General features: G+C 71.5%; 20 protein-coding genes and 1 pseudogene. 17 read left to right on the forward strand and 4 right to left on the reverse strand.

Annotation, left to right across the window (positions count from 1 at the left end):
- Nucleotides 1-145: 145 nt before the first annotated feature.
- The 13 genes and pseudogenes from secY to AC0VX4_RS02765 form a co-directional block, all read left to right on the forward strand.
- The gene (gene secY, locus AC0VX4_RS02705) at nt 146-1,453 is read left to right on the forward strand and encodes a preprotein translocase subunit SecY (RefSeq protein ID WP_145032770.1); all 1,308 of its coding nucleotides are present in this window, start codon (nt 146-148) and stop codon (nt 1,451-1,453) included.
- A gap of 51 nt (nt 1,454-1,504) precedes the next feature.
- Nucleotides 1,505-2,122: an adenylate kinase gene (locus AC0VX4_RS02710; protein WP_002857506.1), complete on the forward strand. Its 618-nt coding sequence runs from the start codon at nt 1,505-1,507 to the stop codon at nt 2,120-2,122.
- Nucleotides 2,123-2,126: 4 nt separating this feature from the next.
- Complete coding sequence (gene map, locus AC0VX4_RS02715; protein ID WP_100057082.1) at nt 2,127-2,969, forward strand: type I methionyl aminopeptidase; 843 nt, start codon at nt 2,127-2,129, stop codon at nt 2,967-2,969.
- Nucleotides 2,970-3,173: 204 nt separating this feature from the next.
- Nucleotides 3,174-3,395, forward strand: coding sequence for a translation initiation factor IF-1 (gene infA, locus AC0VX4_RS02720; protein WP_010080397.1), 222 nt, complete (start codon nt 3,174-3,176; stop codon nt 3,393-3,395).
- A 35-nt stretch (nt 3,396-3,430) separates the two neighbouring features.
- Nucleotides 3,431-3,544 carry a 50S ribosomal protein L36 gene (gene rpmJ, locus AC0VX4_RS02725; protein ID WP_002857509.1) on the forward strand — a complete coding sequence of 38 codons (114 nt, stop codon included), beginning with the start codon at nt 3,431-3,433 and terminating at the stop codon, nt 3,542-3,544.
- A 274-nt stretch (nt 3,545-3,818) separates the two neighbouring features.
- Nucleotides 3,819-4,187, forward strand: coding sequence for a 30S ribosomal protein S13 (rpsM, locus tag AC0VX4_RS02730; RefSeq protein WP_002857511.1), 369 nt, complete (start codon nt 3,819-3,821; stop codon nt 4,185-4,187).
- Between the two features lie 83 nt (nt 4,188-4,270).
- Complete coding sequence (gene rpsK, locus AC0VX4_RS02735; protein WP_002857513.1) at nt 4,271-4,675, forward strand: 30S ribosomal protein S11; 405 nt, start codon at nt 4,271-4,273, stop codon at nt 4,673-4,675.
- A 132-nt stretch (nt 4,676-4,807) separates the two neighbouring features.
- A complete protein-coding gene (locus tag AC0VX4_RS02740) occupies nt 4,808-5,806 on the forward strand; it encodes a DNA-directed RNA polymerase subunit alpha (RefSeq protein ID WP_002857515.1) in 999 nt (332 codons plus the stop codon).
- A gap of 75 nt (nt 5,807-5,881) precedes the next feature.
- Nucleotides 5,882-6,610, forward strand: coding sequence for a 50S ribosomal protein L17, sunset domain variant (gene rplQ / locus AC0VX4_RS02745; RefSeq protein WP_002857517.1), 729 nt, complete (start codon nt 5,882-5,884; stop codon nt 6,608-6,610).
- Between the two features lie 113 nt (nt 6,611-6,723).
- Complete coding sequence (locus AC0VX4_RS02750; protein WP_002857518.1) at nt 6,724-7,617, forward strand: tRNA pseudouridine synthase A; 894 nt, start codon at nt 6,724-6,726, stop codon at nt 7,615-7,617.
- A 277-nt stretch (nt 7,618-7,894) separates the two neighbouring features.
- On the forward strand, nt 7,895-8,338 hold the full coding sequence (gene rplM, locus AC0VX4_RS02755; protein WP_002857519.1) for a 50S ribosomal protein L13: 444 nt from the start codon (nt 7,895-7,897) through the stop codon (nt 8,336-8,338).
- Between the two features lie 41 nt (nt 8,339-8,379).
- Complete coding sequence (rpsI, locus tag AC0VX4_RS02760) at nt 8,380-8,868, forward strand: 30S ribosomal protein S9 (RefSeq protein WP_002857521.1); 489 nt, start codon at nt 8,380-8,382, stop codon at nt 8,866-8,868.
- Nucleotides 8,869-9,114: 246 nt separating this feature from the next.
- Nucleotides 9,115-9,646: pseudogene (locus AC0VX4_RS02765) on the forward strand (polyphosphate kinase 2 family protein); the annotation flags it as partial.
- A 65-nt stretch (nt 9,647-9,711) separates the two neighbouring features.
- On the opposite strand, the gene AC0VX4_RS02770 reads toward AC0VX4_RS02765, so the two are convergent.
- A complete protein-coding gene (locus AC0VX4_RS02770) occupies nt 9,712-10,512 on the reverse strand; it encodes a peptidoglycan recognition protein family protein (protein WP_163721087.1) in 801 nt (266 codons plus the stop codon).
- Between the two features lie 162 nt (nt 10,513-10,674).
- Between AC0VX4_RS02770 and glmM the strand changes: the two genes are divergently transcribed.
- Both glmM and AC0VX4_RS02780 read left to right on the forward strand, forming a co-directional pair.
- Nucleotides 10,675-12,030 carry a phosphoglucosamine mutase gene (gene glmM, locus AC0VX4_RS02775; protein ID WP_206496473.1) on the forward strand — a complete coding sequence of 452 codons (1,356 nt, stop codon included), beginning with the start codon at nt 10,675-10,677 and terminating at the stop codon, nt 12,028-12,030.
- A gap of 8 nt (nt 12,031-12,038) precedes the next feature.
- Nucleotides 12,039-12,266: a hypothetical protein gene (locus tag AC0VX4_RS02780; protein ID WP_163721086.1), complete on the forward strand. Its 228-nt coding sequence runs from the start codon at nt 12,039-12,041 to the stop codon at nt 12,264-12,266.
- Between the two features lie 94 nt (nt 12,267-12,360).
- Here the strand turns inward: AC0VX4_RS02780 and mscL are convergent, their stop codons facing one another.
- Genes mscL through coaA form a run of 3 tightly spaced genes read right to left on the reverse strand, consistent with a single transcriptional unit; the run spans nt 12,361 to nt 14,600 of the window.
- Nucleotides 12,361-12,783, reverse strand: coding sequence for a large conductance mechanosensitive channel protein MscL (gene mscL / locus AC0VX4_RS02785; protein ID WP_044659423.1), 423 nt, complete (start codon nt 12,781-12,783; stop codon nt 12,361-12,363).
- Between the two features lie 59 nt (nt 12,784-12,842).
- Nucleotides 12,843-13,586, reverse strand: coding sequence for a M15 family metallopeptidase (locus AC0VX4_RS02790; RefSeq protein ID WP_475464544.1), 744 nt, complete (start codon nt 13,584-13,586; stop codon nt 12,843-12,845).
- A 3-nt stretch (nt 13,587-13,589) separates the two neighbouring features.
- Entirely contained in the window at nt 13,590-14,600 is a 1,011-nt protein-coding gene (coaA, locus tag AC0VX4_RS02795) for a type I pantothenate kinase (RefSeq protein ID WP_044659424.1), read from the reverse strand.
- A gap of 74 nt (nt 14,601-14,674) precedes the next feature.
- On the opposite strand from coaA, the gene galE reads away from it, so the two are divergent.
- Both galE and glmS read left to right on the forward strand, forming a co-directional pair.
- Nucleotides 14,675-15,730: a UDP-glucose 4-epimerase GalE gene (galE, locus tag AC0VX4_RS02800; protein ID WP_225348608.1), complete on the forward strand. Its 1,056-nt coding sequence runs from the start codon at nt 14,675-14,677 to the stop codon at nt 15,728-15,730.
- A gap of 50 nt (nt 15,731-15,780) precedes the next feature.
- Entirely contained in the window at nt 15,781-17,652 is a 1,872-nt protein-coding gene (gene glmS, locus AC0VX4_RS02805) for a glutamine--fructose-6-phosphate transaminase (isomerizing) (protein WP_475464545.1), read from the forward strand.
- Nucleotides 17,653-17,741 lie beyond the last annotated feature (89 nt).

The following is a 17,741-nucleotide window of genomic DNA, read 5'->3' on the forward strand; positions in this document are numbered from 1 at the left end:
GGGCCCTGGCCCGGAGCAGCCGCTCCGGACCAGGGCCCTCGGTCCGTCCGTGTAGACTCGCACAGCGGCCGCCCCGGTGTGGCCGCCGTCTCGTGCCCCGCCCCGCGGCCGGCGCGCGCCCCACAGGACCACCGCAGGAGGACTCGTGCTCAAGGCCATCGCCCGGATCGTCCGGACGCCTGACCTGTTGCGGAAGATCGCCTTCACGCTCGGGCTCATCGCCGTCTACCGGATGGGCGCCTTCGTGCCGGCCCCCGGGGTGGACTACCCGGCGGTGCAGCAGTGCCTGGCGGCGGGCAACGCCCAGGGCGGCCTCTACTCCTTCGTGAACATGTTCTCGGGCGGGGCGCTCCTGCAGGTGTCCGTCTTCGCGCTCGGCATCATGCCCTACATCACGGCGTCGATCATCGTGCAGCTGCTGCGCGTGGTGATCCCGCGCTTCGAGCAGCTCCACCAGGAGGGCCCGCAGGGCCAGGCGACGCTGACGCAGTACACCCGCTACCTGACCCTCGCCCTCGCCCTGCTGCAGGCGACCACGATGGCCTCGCTGGCCCGCACCGGGGCCCTGCTCGGATGCAGCCTGCCGCTGCTGCGCGACGGCTCCATCCTCACGGTGCTGCTCGTGGTCATCGCCCTGACCACCGGATGTCTCATCGTCATGTGGTTCGGCGAGCGGATCACCGAGAACGGCGTGGGCAACGGCATGTCCCTGCTGATCTTCACCTCCATCGCGGCGGGCTTCCCGGCCGGCCTCGGCCAGGTGGTCCAGACGCAGGGCTGGCGCATCTTCGCGATCGTCATGGGGATCGGCCTGCTCACCATGCTGGCCATCGTCTTCGTGGAGGAGTCGCAGCGCCGGATCCCGGTCCAGTACGCCAAGCGGCAGATCGGCTCGCGGACCGTGGGCGGGTCGAGCACCTACATCCCGGTCAAGGTGAACATGGCCAACGTCATCCCGGTCATCTTCGCCTCCTCCGTGCTGATGCTCCCGGGCATCCTCATCAAGTTCAACACGCCGCAGGACGGCAGTGCGCCGGCCCCGTGGATCACGTGGCTGAGCCGGTACTTCGGCACCGGCGACCACCCGGTGTACATGGCCCTGTACTTCCTGCTCATCATCGGCTTCACGTACTTCTACGTGTCCATCACGTTCAACCCGGTGGAGATCTCGGACAACATGAAGCGCTACGGCGGGTTCATCCCCGGCGTCCGCGCCGGCCGGCCCACCGAGCGTTACCTGCAGTACGTCATCAGCCGCATCACGCTCGTCGGCGCCCTCTACCTCGGTATCGTGGCCATGATCCCGCTGATCGCCTTCGCGGTGATCGGCACCAGCCAGAACTTCCCGCTCGGCGGCACGTCCATCCTCATCATGGTGGGCGTCGGCCTCCAGACCGTGAAGCAGGTCAGCGCACAGATGGAGCAGCGCCACTATGAGGGCCTGCTGCGCTGAGCCCCGACCCGATCCCGCAACGCCGTCCGTATCGACAGTGAGGAACACACGATGACCCGCATGCTGCTCATGGGCCCTCCCGGTTCCGGCAAGGGCACCCAGGCCACCCGGATCGCCGACAAGCTCGGGATCGTCCCGATCTCCACCGGTGACATCTTCCGCCACAACGTGAAGTCGATGACGCCGCTCGGCGTCGAGGCCAAGAAGTACATCGACAACGGCGACTTCGTCCCCGATGAGGTCACGAACCGCATGGTCGCGGACCGCATCGCCCAGGCCGACGCGGAGCACGGCTTCCTGCTGGACGGCTACCCGCGCACGAAGGGCCAGGTCGAGGCGCTGGACGCCATGCTCGCCGAGGCGGGCCTGTCGCTGTCCGCCGTCGTCGAACTGGAGGTGCCCGACGAGGAGCTCGTGGAGCGCCTGCTCAAGCGTGCCGAGATCGAGGGTCGCGCGGACGACACCCAGGAGGTCATCGAGCACCGCCTGGACCTGTACCACCGCGAGACCGAGTCCGTCATCCAGGAGTACGTGGAGCGCGGCATCGTCGCCCGCGTGGACGGCACCGGCCAGATCGACGACGTCACCGAGCGCCTGCTGCAGGCCGTGTACTCCGTGCGCTCCGCCACGGGCTCCCTGCCCGTGATCCAGCCGGGTGCGGAGTCCTGACCCCGTGATCGGCCGCCGCTCGCTCGAGCTCAAGACCGCCCCCCAGCTGCAGGCCATGCAGCGCGCGGGGGTGGTCCTGTCCGAGGCTCTGGACGCCACGCTGGCCGCGGCCGCGCCGGGCGTCACCACCGCAGAGCTGGACGCCGTGTTCGCAGGTGTGCTGGCCGAACGCGGTGCGACCTCCAACTTCCTGGGCTACTACGACTTCCCGGCCTCGATCTGCACCTCGGTCAACGACGAGGTCGTGCACGGCATCCCCGGGGACCGGGTCCTGCAGACCGGCGACGTGCTGAAGGTCGACGGGGGTGCGATCGTGGACGGCTGGCACGCCGACTCGGCCCGCACGGTGATCCTGGGCTCCTCCGCGGCCGGCACCGCGGACCCGGCCGACGAGCGCCTCTCGGCGATCACGCGGGAGGCGCTCTGGGTCGGCATCGCGGCCTTCGCCTCCGCCACCCACGTCGGGGACATCGGGGACGCCATCGACGACTTCGTCTCCGCGCAGCCGGGCGAGGAGCTCGGCATCCTCGAGGAGTACGTGGGGCACGGCATCGGCTCGGCCATGCACCTGCCGCCGGACGTGTTCAACTACCGCACCGGCCACCGGGGGCCCAAGATCCGCCCCGGGCTGGCACTCGCCATCGAGCCGATGCTGGTGCGCGGCTCCATCGACACGAAGGTGCTCGCGGACGACTGGACCGTGGTGACCCTCGACGGCGCCCGCGCGAGCCAGTGGGAGCACTCGGTCTGCCGGCACGACGGCGGCCTGTGGGTGCTCACCGCGCCCGACGGCGGCGCCTCCGAGCTCGCTCGGTTCGGCGTGGTCCCGGTCCCGCCGGGGGAGTGAGGGCCCCGAGCTGTCGGCCGTCCGTCCCGCCCGTCCGGCGGACCGGGCGGCCGTCGTCGTCTGTGCTGGTTCGCAGGCCGAAAATGCGGTATCATCGAACGTTGTTCGTGTGCGCGCACTCGTGTGTGCCCGCGAGCAGACCCGTTCCCGCCCCGTCATCCGGCCCTCCGCGGCCGTGTCCGGGGCATGACGATTGTGGAGGACATGGCTAAGAAGGAAGGTGTCATCGAGGTCGAGGGCACGGTGTCGGAGGCATTGCCGAACGCGATGTTCCGGGTCCGTCTGCAGAACGAGCACGTCGTGCTCGCCACGATCTCCGGAAAGATGCGTCAGCACTACATCCGCATCCTCCCCGAGGATCGCGTCGTGGTGGAGCTTAGCCCGTACGACCTCAACCGGGGTCGGATCGTGTACCGATACAAGTAAGAACCCCCGTCCAAGCGAGCGCAGGAGGAAGAGCCGTGAAGGTTCAGCCGAGCGTGAAGCGGATTTGTGACAAGTGCCAGGTCGTGCGCCGTAAGGGCCGCGTGCTGGTGATCTGCTCGAACCCGCGCCACAAGCAGCGCCAGGGCTGATCGCCTCCCCGGGAGCCCGGGGAGCGACGCCGTCGCGTTGACCACACCACCCACCGGCCATCGGGCCGAACAGCAGGGACAGCGGTCCGCCCCGTGAGGGGAGGGCCCCCACCTCCGGCCGCAGGGGCCGGAGACCGACGACGGCGGACGCCCGCCGCGGAGCACGCCGGATCTTCCCCGGCGCCGCGACGACGGGTCCGCGTGGCCGAGTGCCGCGTCGTACGGGACGTCCCTGGTGCAGACCCCTGCTGCAGAAGAACAGGAGGACGGCCACATGGCTCGTCTTGCAGGCGTTGACATTCCGCGCGAGAAGCGCGTGATCATCGCACTCACGTACATCTACGGTGTGGGCAAGACCCGCGCTGAGGAGACCCTCTCCGCCACGGGCATCGACCCGAACATCCGCGTGAAGGACCTCTCCGACGAGCAGCTGGTGCAGCTGCGCGACCACATCGAGGGCAGCTACAAGGTGGAGGGCGACCTCCGCCGCGAGGTGGCCGCCGACATCCGTCGCAAGGTGGAGATCGGCTCCTACGAGGGCCTGCGCCACCGCCGCGGCCTGCCGGTGCGCGGCCAGCGCACGAAGACCAACGCCCGTACCCGCAAGGGCCCCAAGAAGACGGTCGCCGGCAAGAAGAAGTGATCCTGCACCGGCGGTGACCGCGTCCGCGTCCGGACGCCCCGCCCGCAGCATCAGCACCAGCAGCTTTCCCGGAGGAGAATCACATGCCCCCCAAGACTCGCGCATCGGCTGCCCGCAAGCCGCGTCGCAAGGCCAACAAGAACATCACCGTGGGCCAGGCCCACATCAAGAGCACGTTCAACAACACCATCGTGTCCATCACGGACACCACGGGTGCCGTCATCTCCTGGGCCTCGTCCGGCGAGGTCGGCTTCAAGGGGTCGCGCAAGTCGACCCCGTACGCCGCGCAGATGGCCGCCGAGCAGGCCGCCAAGCGTGCGCAGGAGCACGGCATGAAGAAGGTGGACGTCTTCGTGAAGGGTCCGGGCTCGGGCCGCGAGACCGCCATCCGCTCCCTGCAGGCCGCCGGCCTCGAGGTGGGGTCCATCCAGGACGTCACCCCCATGGCCCACAACGGCGCTCGCCCGGCGAAGCGCCGCCGCGTCTGACCTGAGCGCTGTGTCCGCGTCCGCCCCCGCCCGGGGCGGGCGCGGACAGGTCTGCGGACCTGCCCCCACCCCGTCCTCGTTTCCACCCACCGCGTGCGTCATATGGCGGACGCTCGCCGAAAGGAAATGTCCGTGCTCATTGCACAGCGCCCCACGCTGACCGAAGAGGTCGTCTCCGACCATCGTTCCCGGTTCGTCATCGAGCCCCTGGAGCCCGGTTTCGGCTACACCCTCGGCAACTCCCTGCGCCGCACTCTGCTCTCGTCGATCCCCGGTGCTGCCGTGACCAGCATCCGCGTGGACGGCGTGCTGCACGAGTTCAGCACCGTCAACGGAGTCAAGGAGGATGTCACCGAGATCATCCTCAACATCAAGAAGCTCTCCGTCTCCTCGGAGAACGACGAGCCCGTGGTGGCCTACCTGCGCAAGCAGGGGGCCGGCGTCGTCACCGCCGCGGACATCACCGCGCCGGCCGGCGTCGAGATCCACAACCCGGACCTGCACATCGCGACCCTGAACGCGAAGGGCAAGTTCGACATGGAGCTGACCATCGAGCGCGGTCGCGGCTACGTGACCGCCGCCCAGAACAAGTCCGCGGATGCGGAGATCGGCCGCATCCCGGTCGACTCCATCTACTCCCCGGTCCTCAAGGTGACCTTCAAGGTCGAGGCCACCCGTGTGGAGCAGCGCACCGACTTCGACCGTCTGATCCTGGACGTGGAGACCAAGGAGAACATGCTGCCGCGTGACGCGGTGGCCTCTGCCGGCTCCACCCTGGTCGAGCTGTTCGGCCTGGCCCGCTCGCTCAACGTCGAGGCCGAGGGCATCGACCTGGGCGACGAGCCCGAGGTCGTCGAGGGCTCCGCCGACCTGGCTCAGCCGATCGAGGAGCTCGAGCTCACCGTGCGCTCGTACAACTGCCTCAAGCGCGAGGGCATCCACACCGTGGGCGAGCTCGTGGGCCGTTCCGAGGCCGACCTGATGGACATCCGCAACTTCGGTGCGAAGTCCATCGACGAGGTCAAGGAGAAGCTCCAGGAGCTGGGCCTGTCCCTCAAGGACTCGCCGGCCGGCTACGACCCGCAGGCGCACGCGCGCCAGATGGACGACGACCCGTTCTCGGACTTCTGAGCCGATTCCGCACCACCTGACATCTTCGACCCGACGCCGCAGCCGGCTGAAGGGTCCCACCCGAGGAGAAACACCATGCCTACCCCCACCAAGGGTCCGCGTCTGGGCGGCAGCCCGGCCCACGAGCGCATCATGCTGGCGAACATGTCCGCCCAGCTGTTCGAGCACAAGTCGATCACCACGACGCTCACCCGCGCCAAGCGCCTGCGCCCGTACGCCGAGCGCCTGATCACCTTCGCCAAGAAGGGTGATCTGCCGGCCCGCCGCAAGGTGCAGGGTCTCATCGCCGCCAAGAACCGCACCAACAAGGCGGTCGTGCACGAGCTGTTCACCGTGATCGGCCCCGCGATGGCCGAGCGCAACGGCGGCTACACCCGCATCACCAAGATCGGCAACCGCCATGGCGACAACGCGCCCATGGCCGTGATCGAGCTGATCATGGACCCGATCTCCGGCAAGCAGGCCGTGGTGCGTGAGGCCGAGCAGGCCGCCGCGTCCGCGCCGGCCGCCCCGGCCGAGTCCGCCCCGGTGGAGGCCGTCGACCCGGCCGCCACCGAGGAGGTCACCGTGGCCGAGTCGCAGGAGGCCGCCGCCGAGATCGACGGCGCCGTGCCCACCAACGAGGACGGCTCGGCTCCGGCCGAGGCCACCATCAAGGGCAACGCCAGCTCGAAGAAGTACCACGTCCCCGGCTCGCGCTGGTATGACCAGACCACCGCCGAGGTCTGGTTCTCCACCGTCGAGGAGGCCAAGGCCGCGGGCTTCGAGCCCGCCGGTGGCGAGGCCGCCCAGAAGATGGCCTGACGCCATCGCCTGAGTCCGCGTCCGTCCCCGTGACGGCGCATCGGCGAGGGCCGTCCACCACTCGGTGGGCGGCCCTTCGCCGTCCCCGGCCCCGCCCCGCTGAGAGGAGCAGCATGAGCGAGCAGCACCGCCCGGACGCACCGCCGGCGCCCGGGGAACCCGCGTCCGTGCGAGTCCGCCTGGACCTGGCCTACGACGGCGGCGCCTTCCACGGCTGGGCCCGCCAGCCCGGTCTCGACTCGGTCCAGGGTGCGCTGGAGGACGGGCTCGAGCGGATCCTGCGCCGGCCCGTGCGCACGGTGGTCGCCGGCCGCACCGACGCGGGGGTGCACGCGCGCGGCCAGGTCGCCCACCTGGACCTGACCGAGACGGAGTGGGCGGGCCTGACCCGCGGCCGGCCCGGCCTGGAGCCGGCCGCCTCCCTCACCCGACGCCTCGGCGGGGTGCTCTCCGGGTGGGGCGGGGCCGTCGTCGTGCACGGGGCGGGGCGGGCCCCCGCGGGCTTCGACGCGCGGTTCAGCGCGCTGTGGCGCGAGTACGAGTACCGGATCGACGACGCACCCGCCGCGCGTGATCCGCGCACGCGGGGCTTCACCCACTGGCACGGCGCCGCCCTGGACGATCGCCTCATGGCGCTGGAGGCCGACGCCGTCCTCGGACTGCACGACTTCCTGTCCTTCTGCCGGCCCCGCGCGGGCGCCACGACCATCCGCGAGGTCCAGCACCTGGAGGTGCGACGCGATGAGGACGGCGTCGTGCGCGTCCGGATCCGGGCGGACGCGTTCTGCCACAACATGGTCCGGGCGATCGTCGGGGCGCTGCTCCAGGTGGGGGAGGGGGCACGCGAGCCCGGTTGGCTCGCGCGCCGGGTGGCGAGGCCGGCCCGCGACTCCGAGGTGCGCCTCGCCCCGCCCGGGGGGCTGACGCTGCTCGCCGTCGGCTATCCCGACGAGGCGGAGGAGCTGCGCCGGCGCGCCGAGGGCACCCGGGCGAAGCGGACCCTGTGAGCCGGGGTGGCCCGCGGTGGCGGCTTTTGGCTCCGGGGCCCGCGTTCGGTAGGATGGGGGGACGTTGCGCATGCCCGCACCCGGATGCGTCGTGCCGCGAGTGGCTCAGTTGCATGGCCTTCAGCTCGCGCCGCACCCCCGGGGCATCGGGCCCGGACGCCTTCCAGCCCTCACCTGGGGGACCGGCGCGCACGGAGAACTGACAGCGCGAGCGCGCCGGAATCACGACCCGGCGGGCAGGTGCTGTGGACCACCACCGACCCTGAAGGCAGACAACGTGCGTACGTACTCTCCCAAGCCTGGTGACGCCGACCGTCAGTGGCACATCATCGATGCCACCGACGTCGTCCTCGGCCGCCTGGCCTCCCACACCGCCACCCTCCTGCGTGGCAAGCACAAGCCGACGTTCGCCCCCCACATGGACATGGGCGACTACGTCATCATCGTGAACGCCGAGAAGGTCGCCCTCACCGGCGCCAAGCTCGAGAAGAAGCGCGCCTACCGCCACTCGGGCTACCCGGGCGGCCTGAAGTCGCAGTCCTACGCCGAGCTGCTCGAGACCAACCCGGTCCGCGCCGTGGAGAAGGCCGTCAAGGGCATGCTCCCGAAGAACTCGCTGGCCGCCCAGCAGCTCTCCAAGCTGAAGGTGTACAAGGGCGCCGAGCACCCGCACACCGCCCAGCAGCCCCAGACCTTCGAGATCGGCCAGGTCGCCCAGTGACCCCGGCGGGCCACTGACGCAGACCTTCCCTGAGGAGAACCATGAGCATCAACGAGAACGACGACGTGGAGCTGACGAGCTACACCTCTGAGTCCACCGCCACCGCCGAGGCCCCCGTCGCCTCCGAGCGCCCGGCCCTGACCGTGCCCGGCTCCGCCGTCGGCCGCCGCAAGGAGGCCGTGGCCCGCGTGCGCCTCGTCCCCGGCTCCGGCCAGTGGACCATCAACGGTCGCGCCCTGGAGAACTACTTCCCGAACAAGCTGCACCAGCAGGAGGTCTCCGACCCCTTCACGCTGCTGGAGCTGACCGGCGCCTACGACGTGATCGCCCGCATCCACGGCGGCGGCCCCTCCGGCCAGGCCGGTGCGCTGCGCCTGGGCATCTCCCGCGCCCTCAACGAGATCGACCGCGAGCACAACCGCCCGGCGCTCAAGAAGGCCGGCTTCCTGACCCGCGACGCGCGCGTCATCGAGCGCAAGAAGGCCGGCCTCAAGAAGGCCCGCAAGGCCTCGCAGTTCTCGAAGCGCTGATCCTGCGCCGCACGGTGTCCCCACCGTGCCCCCGCCGACGCCCCGTCCCGCTCCTCACGAGCGGGGCGGGGCGTCCGCCGTCTCCGTGGGCCGGCGGCACCTGACCCAGAGGCAATACGACGACGCATGGCGACGACGCCCTGACGGGCCGCTCGCCCGTCCGGTGCGCGGTCCGGTCGAAGACGGCCTCAGGAGCCGCCGTGGCCGAGAACACGAGTCCTGCGCCCGGCCCCCACCCCGGACCCGCAGGCCTGGCGTGAGGGCTACCCGTACAAGACCAAGCTCAGCCGCACGAGCGACGAGCGACGCAAGCGTGAGCTGCAGATGGAGCTGCTGAAGATGCAGCTCTGGGTCAAGGAGACCGGCCAGAAGGTCCTGGTCATCTTCGAGGGCCGCGACGCCGCCGGCAAGGGCGGCGCCATCAGTGGCCCAGCGTGAGCAGCTCAACCGCTTCGCCGCGCGGGAGACCGACCCCGTGCGTCGCTGGAAGCTCTCGCCCACCGACCTGGCTTCCCTCGACAAGTGGGACGACTACACGAACGCGAAGGAGGCCATGTTCTTCTCCACGCACACGGCCGACGCCCCGTGGACCGTCGTGAAGTCCAACGACAAGAAGTGCGCCCGTCTCGAGGCCATCCGCCATGTGCCGCACACGCTGCCCTACCCGGACAAGGACGAGCGCATCGTCCACCGCCCCGACCCGCAGATCTGCAGCCCGGCCAACGAGCTGGCCGAGTACGGCGAGGTCTCCGGCGGATCGTTCCCGCGCGTGCGCTGACCGGGCCGCACACGACGGCGCCCCTCACCGGACGGTGAGGGGCGCCGTCGTGTGCGGGGGCGGGTTCAGCCGCGCTCCTCCTCCACGTACTCCGGGGTGACGTGCGCGTCGTCGAAGAGGTTGTCCGCCCCGAAGCCCTCCGAGACGTGGTACTCGCCCGAGGCCAGGGAGAGGCGGACGTCCTCGCGCAGGATCGGCAGCTTGGCGTAGAACGCGTCGCCGCAGCAGCTGGTGGCGGTGACGTCGCGGTGGCCGATGATGCGGGACGGCGGCAGCTCGTACTGCTGGCAGATGTAGGCGACGAGCGGCACCAGGCCGGCGTAGAGGCTCTGCGGCGGCGGGTTCAGCATGTACAGCCCCTCGCACTCGATGCCGAGCGCATACGCGTTGAACCCGAGCGCGTGGACGCCGAGCATGAACGTCTGTCCGCCCTCGAGCGCGTGCCGGGAGCCGTGGCGGCCCTCCATCGCAAAGCCGCCGCGGGAGACGGTGAAGTGCTGCCCGGTGTCGCCCCAGTCGTTCGCGGGGCTCATGTGCGCGTTCTGGACCACCTGCGCGATGCTCTCCGCCGCCTCCCGGGAGCCGTCCGTGACGTTCGGCGTGGTGGTGTGGTGGATCACCAGGTAGGAGGGGCGCTCGTTCAGGGTCTGCAGGTAGTAGTTGGGCTGCATGGCGCCCCACTGCGCGGTGGTGATGATGTCCGGGGCGGGCAGACGGGTGGCCTGCTCGTCGCCCTCCGAGCTCTGCTCGGCCTGCTCATCACGCCCGCAGCCGGCCACGCCGGCGGCGATCGCCAGGCCCGTGCCGCCCAGCACGCTGCGGCGCGTCCAGGAACGGGGGAGCGGGGGCGGGGTCACGTCGGGCATGGATCGAGGTCCTTCGGGTTCGGGGCGGGGCCTCCCGGGCGGATGTGAGCGGACGGGCGCGCGGCCGCGGGGGCTCGACCGCTCCGATGCTACCGCCCCCGGGCCTATTTCGTGACCCTCCCGTGATGCGGGCCGCAGAGGTGGCCCCTACACTGACTGATCATGTCGAGATTGTTCGGAACCGATGGCGTCCGTGGCCTGGCCAACGAGACCCTCACCGTGGAGTTGTCCGTCCAGCTGGCCCAGGCCGCCTCGCCCGTCCTCGGCGCGGAGGCCTTCGACGCCGGCCGACGCCCGGTCGCCGTCGTGGCCCGGGACCCGCGCATCAGCGGCGAGTTCATCGCGGCCGCCGTGCAGGCGGGCCTGGCGTCCTCGGGCGTGGACGTGTGGGACGCCGGCGTGCTGCCGACCCCCGCCGCCGCCTATCTCGTGGGAGACCTGGACGCCGACTTCGGTGTGATGATCTCCGCCTCCCACAACCCGGCCCCGGACAACGGCATCAAGTTCCTCGCGCGCGGCGGCGAGAAGCTGACCGATGCGCAGGAGGACGAGATCATCCGCCACCTCGAGGGCGTGACCCCGCGGCGGCCCCAGGGCGCGGACGTGGGCCGCGTGCGCGTCTTCGCGGATGCCGAGGACCGCTACGTCCTCCACCTCCTGCAGACCCTCCCGCACCGGCTGGACGGGCTCAAGGTCGTCCTGGACTGCGCACACGGCGCGGCCGCCGGCTGCTCTCCCGAGGCGTTCCGCGCCGCCGGTGCGGAGGTCGTGGTGATCGGCGCGTCCCCGGACGGGCTCAACATCAACGACGGCTACGGTTCCACCCACCTCGAGAAGCTCCAGGCGGCCGTGCGCGAGCACGGCGCGGACCTGGGCATCGCGCACGACGGCGACGCCGACCGGTGCCTCGCCGTGGACGAGCGCGGCGAGGTCGTCGACGGCGACCAGATCATGGGCGTCATGGCCGTGGCGCTCAAGGACCGCGGCGCCCTGCGCGACGACACCCTGGTCGTGACCGTCATGTCCAACCTGGGCCTGAAGCTGGCCATGGGCCGGGAGGGCGTCCAGCTCGTCGAGACCCAGGTGGGCGACCGCTACGTCCTGGCCGGCATGAAGCTCGGCGACTACTCGCTCGGCGGCGAGCAGTCCGGCCACGTGATCTTCTCGGACCACGCCACCACCGGCGACGGCGTCCTCACCGGCCTGCAGCTCGCCTCGCGCGTCGCCGAGACCGGCACCCCGCTCTCCGAGCTGGCCGCGGTGATGGACCGGCTGCCCCAGGTCCTCGTGAACGTGCGCGGCGTGGACAAGTCCCGCGCCGCCGAGGACGAGGCCGTCCAGGCGGCGGTCGCCGAGGCGGAGGCCCGCCTCGGCGAGACCGGCCGCGTGCTGCTGCGCCCGTCGGGCACGGAACCGGTCGTGCGCGTCATGGTCGAGGCCCCGGACGAGGAGACCGCCGGCCGGGAGGCCCAGGTGCTGGCCGACGTCGTGCAGCGCGAGCTGCGCCTGCACGACTGACCGGACCGATGGTGTCGGACGCGGCCCCCCGGCCCCGCCGCTGGACCCTGTTCGCGGGGCTGCTCGCGGGGCTGGCGGTCCTGTGGTCGGCCGCGTTCCTCGCCGTGGAGGCGCCCGTGTGCGCGCGGCAGAGCGCCCCCGTGGAGTGGTTGCCGTGCCTGGATCCGGACCGGCAGGACTCGGAGGTCGCCCCGGACGCCGGGTCCAGCGCGGACCGGACGACGTCGCGTCCCTGAGGGCACGGCCCCCGCGCCGCCGCGGGCATGAAGGAAGGGCCCGGGGCGACTCGCGTGAGTCATCCCGGGCCCTTCGGCGTCGGACAGGGGGAGATCAGAGGGTGGTGGTCCCGGAGGTGGGGCCGCCGCGGCGCTCGGCGAGCAGGTCGCGGATCTCGGTGAGCACGGCGACGTCAGCGGCCACCTCCTCCTCGGCGGGGTCGATGCCGAGGCGGCGGTTGCGGGCCTCGATCATCTTGTTCATCGGCATCACGATGGCGAAGTACACGGCCGCGGCGATCAGCAGGAAGTTGACGATGGCGGTGAGCAGCACGCCGAACTTCACGTCGTTGCCGTTGACCGTCAGCACGGCGAACGAGTCGAAGTTCGGCGAGCCCACGGCGGCGGCGATGAGCGGCATGAGGACCGCCTCGACGAGCGCGTTCACGATCTTGCCGAAGGCGGCGCCGATGATGACGGCGACGGCAAGGTCGAGGACGTTGCCCTTCATGATGAAGTCTTTGAATCCCTGGAGCATGGGAAGAATCCTACGTGTGACGAGGGCGGCGCGGCACAGGGTCGAGCGAGTCGTGCGTCTCAGTCCGCGTAGTCCGGCGCCGGCGGCAGACCCCACGCGGTCTCGAGGACGCCGCCGGCCGCCTCGACCCGGGCCGCCTCCACGGACCCGACGTAGCGCAGGTGCCACGGCTCGTGATCGAAGCCCGTCACGTCCTCGGCTCCGGCGGGATAGCGGATGACGAACCCGTACTCGGCGGCGTGCGCGGCCACCCAGCGGCCCGCGGCGGTGTCGCCGAAGCACGCCTCGAGGTCACACGTGGGGGTCGCGGCGTCGCCCACGTCCCAGGCCAGGCCGGTCTGGTGCTCGGAGTACCCCGGCCGAGCCGAGACGCGGTCGGCCTCGGCGCGGCCCAGCTCGTCGACCCAGTGGCCGTACGTCCGGACCTGGTAGTCGTACGAGCGGTAGGCGCTCAGGGTGGTGAGCCGGTGGCCCGCCGCGGCGGCGGCATCCAGCAGGCCACCGGCCGCCGTCGCGGCCGCCGCCCGCAGGGACAGCTCGCTGCCGGGCACGGCCACCAGATCCGAGGGCGCCCAGTCGGGCGGAGCCACGGGGCGGGTCTTGTTCACGACGACGTCGAGGGCGGCCGGGTCGGCGTGCGCGCTCGACGACGGCGCCGTGCTCGAGGCGGCGCCGGACGACGCGGCCGCGCTCGAGGAGCCGGAAGCCGGCGTCGCCGAGGACGGGCCTGCGGCGGGCGTGCCGCAGCCGGCCACGAGCAGCGCGAGCGCGGCCAGCGCGGCGAGGGGGAGGGGGCGACGCATGGATCAGACCTTCCTCAGCAGCACGCGGGTCACCTCGTGCTGCGCGTTCTTCGTGAGCACCAGCCGGGCGCGCCCGCGGGTCGGGCGCACGTTCTGCTCGAGGTTCGGGCCGTTGATGGAGTCCCAGATGGACTCGGCCGTCGCCTGAGCCTCGGCGTCCGACAGGGAGGAGTACCGGTGGAAGTAGCTGCGCGGGTCGGCGAAGGCCCCCGAGCGCAGACCCATGAACCGGTCGATGTACCAGGACCGGATCCAGGACGCGCGCGCGTCCACGTACACCGAGAAGTCAAAGAAGTCGGAGACGGAGAGCCCGGCGGTGCCGTCGGCCCGGGTGCGCGGCGGGGCCAGCACGTTGAGTCCCTCCACGATCAGCACGTCGGGACGGTGCACCACCTGTTCCTCGCCCGGCACGATGTCATAGGTGATGTGCGAGTACACGGGCGCGCGCACCTCCTGTGCCCCGGACTTGACGTCCGCCATGAAGCGCAGCAGCGCGCGGCGGTCGTAGGACTCGGGGAAGCCCTTGCGGGACATGATGCCGCGCTCGTGCAGCACCGCGTTGGGGTGCAGGAAGCCGTCCGTGGTGACCAGCTCGACGCGCGGCGTGGTCGGCCAGCGACGCAGCATCTCCTGGAGCACGCGCGCCGTCGTCGACTTGCCGACGGCGACCGACCCGGCCACCCCGATCACGTACGGGGTGCGCCCCGTCCGCTCGCCGAGGAACGCGTTGGTCGCGCTGCGCAGGGCGGCGGAGGCCTCCACGTTGATGCTCAGCAGGCGCGAGAGCGGAAGGTAGACCTCGGCGACCTCGCGCAGGGACAGGTGCTCGCCGAGGCCGCGCAGACGCTCCACGTCGGCCTGGTCGAAGGGCTGCGCCATCTCCGAGGCGAGACGGGCCCAGGTCTGGCGGTCCAGCTCCACGAAGGGCGAGCGCTGGTGGCCGTCGGGCACGGCGTCCGCGGGCTCCTCGGGGCCCACGAGGGGCAGCTCGGAGGTCGGGGGGGTGTAGGTCACCCGATCCATTATGGCCGCGGCCCGCCCGGAGCGGGCCCCCACGTGACGTCACCGGGCACGGATAGGATCGGCCCATGCGCGTTCTTGTGACCGGCGGCGCCGGATACCTGGGATCCCACACCGTGCTCACGCTGCTCGAGGCGGGCCACGACGTCCTCGTCCTGGACAGCCTGGTCACGGCGACGACGACGGCGCTCGAGCGGGTCGCCGAGCTCGCCGGGACGCGCCTGGGCGGGTCGCGGCTGCGCCTGCACGTGGCCGACATCCGCCGCCCCGAGGACTACCGCGGGGCGCTCGCGGACTTCGGCCCGGCCGCACTCGTGCACTTCGCCGGGCTGAAGTCGCCCACCGAGTCGATGACCCGCCCCGCCGCCTACTACGACGTGAACGTGGGCGGCACGGCCGCCGTCGCCGAGGCCGCGCTCGCGGCCGGCGCCCGCACGGTCCTGTTCTCCTCCTCCGCGACCGTGTACGGCGACCGCGCGCCGGTGCCGGTCGCCGAGGACGCCGCCACGGACCCGGTCTCGCCCTACGGGCACTCCAAGCTCATGGCGGAGCAGGTGCTGCGCGACGTCTGCGCCACGGTCGACGGCGGCGGGCTGGCGATGCTGCGCTACTTCAACCCGGTCGGCGCGCATCCCTCCGGGCGGCTGGGCGAGGACCCGAGCGGGGTGCCGGCGAACCTCATGCCCTTCGTGGCGCGGGTGGCCTCCGGCGCGTACCCCGAGCTGCGGGTGTTCGGCGCGGACTTCGACACGCGCGACGGCAGCGCCGTGCGCGACTTCATCCACGTGATGGACCTCGCGGAGGCGCACGTGGCCGGGCTCGAATGGCTCGCGGCCCGGGTGGCGGCCGGGGGCGGTACGACGACCCGGGTCTGGAACATCGGCCGGGGCGAGGGCGTCACCGTGTTCGAGATGGTGCGCGCCTTCGAGGCGGTCACGGGCGGCCGCATCCCCTACCGCGTGGTCGAGCGCCGGCCCGGGGACATCGCCGAGTCGTGCGCCGCCGTGGACGCGATCGGCGCCGAGGTGGGCTGGCACGCCCGACGCGATGTGACCGCGATGGTGCGGGACCTCTGGGCCTGGCAGGAGGCCAACCCCGCGGGGTTCTCGCCCCGGACGGAGTGAGTCGGCCCGCCGTGCGCCGAAGTCGGGCCCGGTCCGGTATTCTCGTGCGCATGTGCGGAATCGTCGGATACATCGGCCAGCCCCAGTCGGATCGTGAGCACGGCGCTCTCGACGTCCTGATGGAGGGCCTGCGTCGTCTCGAATACCGCGGATACGACTCCGCCGGTGTGGCCGTGGTGGACGGCGGTCAGCTGTACCACCGGAAGAAGGCGGGCAAGCTCGCCAACCTCGCTGAGGAGCTCGCCGAGCACCCCGTCCCCACCGGCCTCGTCGGCATCGGCCACACCCGGTGGGCCACCCACGGCGGCCCCACCGACCGCAACGCCCACCCGCATGTGGCGGACGAGGGCCGGCTGGCGTTCATCCACAACGGCATCATCGAGAACTACGCCGAGCTGCGTGAGGAGCTGCTCGCCAAGGGCGTCGAGTTCCTCTCCGAGACGGACACCGAGGTGGCCACCCACCTCCTCGCGGACGTCTACCGGAACGCGGCCGGCCAGGACCTGACCCGCGCCATGCAGTTGGCCTCCCAGCGCCTCGAGGGCGCCTTCACCCTGCTGGCCGTGCACGTGGACCACCCGGACCGCGTGGTGGCCTCGCGCCGCAACTCGCCGCTCGTCGTCGGCCTGGGCGAGGGGGAGAACTTCCTCGGCTCGGACGTCTCCGGCTTCATCGACTTCACCCGCGAGGCCATCGAGCTCGAGCAGGACCAGGTCGTGACGATCACGGCCGACGCCGTCGAGATCTCGGACTTCCGGGGCGGCCCCGCCGAGGGCAAGCGCTTCACCGTGGACTGGGACGCCTCGGCCGCGGAGAAGGGCGGCTTCGAGACCTTCATGGAGAAGGAGATCCACGACCAGCCCCAGGCCGTGCAGGACACCCTGCTGGGCCGCACGGACGCCGCCGGCACCCTGGTGCTGGACGAGCTGCGGATCGACCCCGAGGAGCTCAAGGCCGTCGACAAGATCATCGTCCTGGCGTGCGGCACATCCGCCTACGCGGGCACGGTGGCCAAGTACGCCATCGAGCACTGGTGCCGGATCCCCGTGGAGGTGGAGCTCTCCCACGAGTTCCGCTACCGCGACCCGATCATCGACCCGCACACCCTCGTGGTGTCCATCTCCCAGTCCGGCGAGACCATGGACACCCTCATGGCGGTCCGCTACGCCAAGGAGCAGGGCGCCCGCACCGTGTCCATCTGCAACACCAACGGCTCCACGATCCCGCGCGAGTCGGACGCCGTGCTCTACACGCACGCCGGCCCCGAGATCGCCGTCGCCTCCACCAAGGCGTTCCTGGCGCAGATCACCGCCGCCTACCTGCTGGGCCTGTACCTGGCCCAGCTGAACAAGAAGCTGTTCAGCGGCCAGATCGAGGACATCCTGGCGGACCTCGGGGCGATCCCCGGCAAGATCGAGGAGATCCTCGCCGCCAAGGACAAGGTCAAGGAGCTCGCCCGCTCCATGGCCGACGCCACCTCCGTCCTGTTCCTCGGCCGCAACGTCGGCTACCCGGTGGCCATGGAGGGCGCGCTCAAGCTCAAGGAGCTCGCGTACATCCACGCCGAGGGCTTCGCCGCGGGCGAGCTCAAGCACGGCCCGATCGCCCTGATCGACGACGGCCAGCCGGTCTTCGTGGTCATGCCCTCGCCCATGGACCGACACTCGCTGCACGCCAAGGTGGTCTCGAACATCCAGGAGGTCCGCGCCCGCGGCGCCCGCACCTTCGCCGTCGCCGAGCGCGGCGACGCGGCCGTGCGCGGCCAGGCCGAGGTCGTCTTCGAGGTCCCCGAGACCCAGCCGATGCTCATGCCGCTGCTGACCACGGTCCCGCTGCAGATCTTCGCCCTCGAGCTCGCCACGGCGAAGGGCTACGACGTGGACCAGCCGCGCAACCTCGCCAAGTCCGTCACGGTGGAGTGATCCGCCGCTGAGGCCACCGAGACCTCTCCTGCCGGGCCCGGCCGCCACAGAGCGGCCGGGCCCGCGACGCGTCCGGCACGGTCGTCCTC

The organism is Micrococcus sp. 63XJN7_8_ISO-PGPR-S23-253, from assembly GCF_056173425.1.

What these genes read in the sequence shown, in the direction of transcription:
- AC0VX4_RS02710 (WP_002857506.1), top strand. Translation starts at nt 1,505, where the DNA reads ATGACCCGCATGCTGCTCATGGGCCCTCCCGGTTCCGGCAAGGGCACC.
- glmM (WP_206496473.1), top strand. Translation starts at nt 10,675, where the DNA reads ATGTCGAGATTGTTCGGAACCGATGGCGTCCGTGGCCTGGCCAACGAG.
- AC0VX4_RS02770 (WP_163721087.1), bottom strand. Translation starts at nt 10,512, where the DNA reads ATGCCCGACGTGACCCCGCCCCCGCTCCCCCGTTCCTGGACGCGCCGC.
- galE (WP_225348608.1), top strand. Translation starts at nt 14,675, where the DNA reads ATGCGCGTTCTTGTGACCGGCGGCGCCGGATACCTGGGATCCCACACC.
- mscL (WP_044659423.1), bottom strand. Translation starts at nt 12,783, where the DNA reads ATGCTCCAGGGATTCAAAGACTTCATCATGAAGGGCAACGTCCTCGAC.
- rplQ (WP_002857517.1), top strand. Translation starts at nt 5,882, where the DNA reads ATGCCTACCCCCACCAAGGGTCCGCGTCTGGGCGGCAGCCCGGCCCAC.
- rpsM (WP_002857511.1), top strand. Translation starts at nt 3,819, where the DNA reads ATGGCTCGTCTTGCAGGCGTTGACATTCCGCGCGAGAAGCGCGTGATC.
- glmS (WP_475464545.1), top strand. Translation starts at nt 15,781, where the DNA reads ATGTGCGGAATCGTCGGATACATCGGCCAGCCCCAGTCGGATCGTGAG.
- rpsI (WP_002857521.1), top strand. Translation starts at nt 8,380, where the DNA reads ATGAGCATCAACGAGAACGACGACGTGGAGCTGACGAGCTACACCTCT.
- AC0VX4_RS02750 (WP_002857518.1), top strand. Translation starts at nt 6,724, where the DNA reads ATGAGCGAGCAGCACCGCCCGGACGCACCGCCGGCGCCCGGGGAACCC.
- AC0VX4_RS02790 (WP_475464544.1), bottom strand. Translation starts at nt 13,586, where the DNA reads ATGCGTCGCCCCCTCCCCCTCGCCGCGCTGGCCGCGCTCGCGCTGCTC.
- AC0VX4_RS02780 (WP_163721086.1), top strand. Translation starts at nt 12,039, where the DNA reads ATGGTGTCGGACGCGGCCCCCCGGCCCCGCCGCTGGACCCTGTTCGCG.
- rpsK (WP_002857513.1), top strand. Translation starts at nt 4,271, where the DNA reads ATGCCCCCCAAGACTCGCGCATCGGCTGCCCGCAAGCCGCGTCGCAAG.
- infA (WP_010080397.1), top strand. Translation starts at nt 3,174, where the DNA reads ATGGCTAAGAAGGAAGGTGTCATCGAGGTCGAGGGCACGGTGTCGGAG.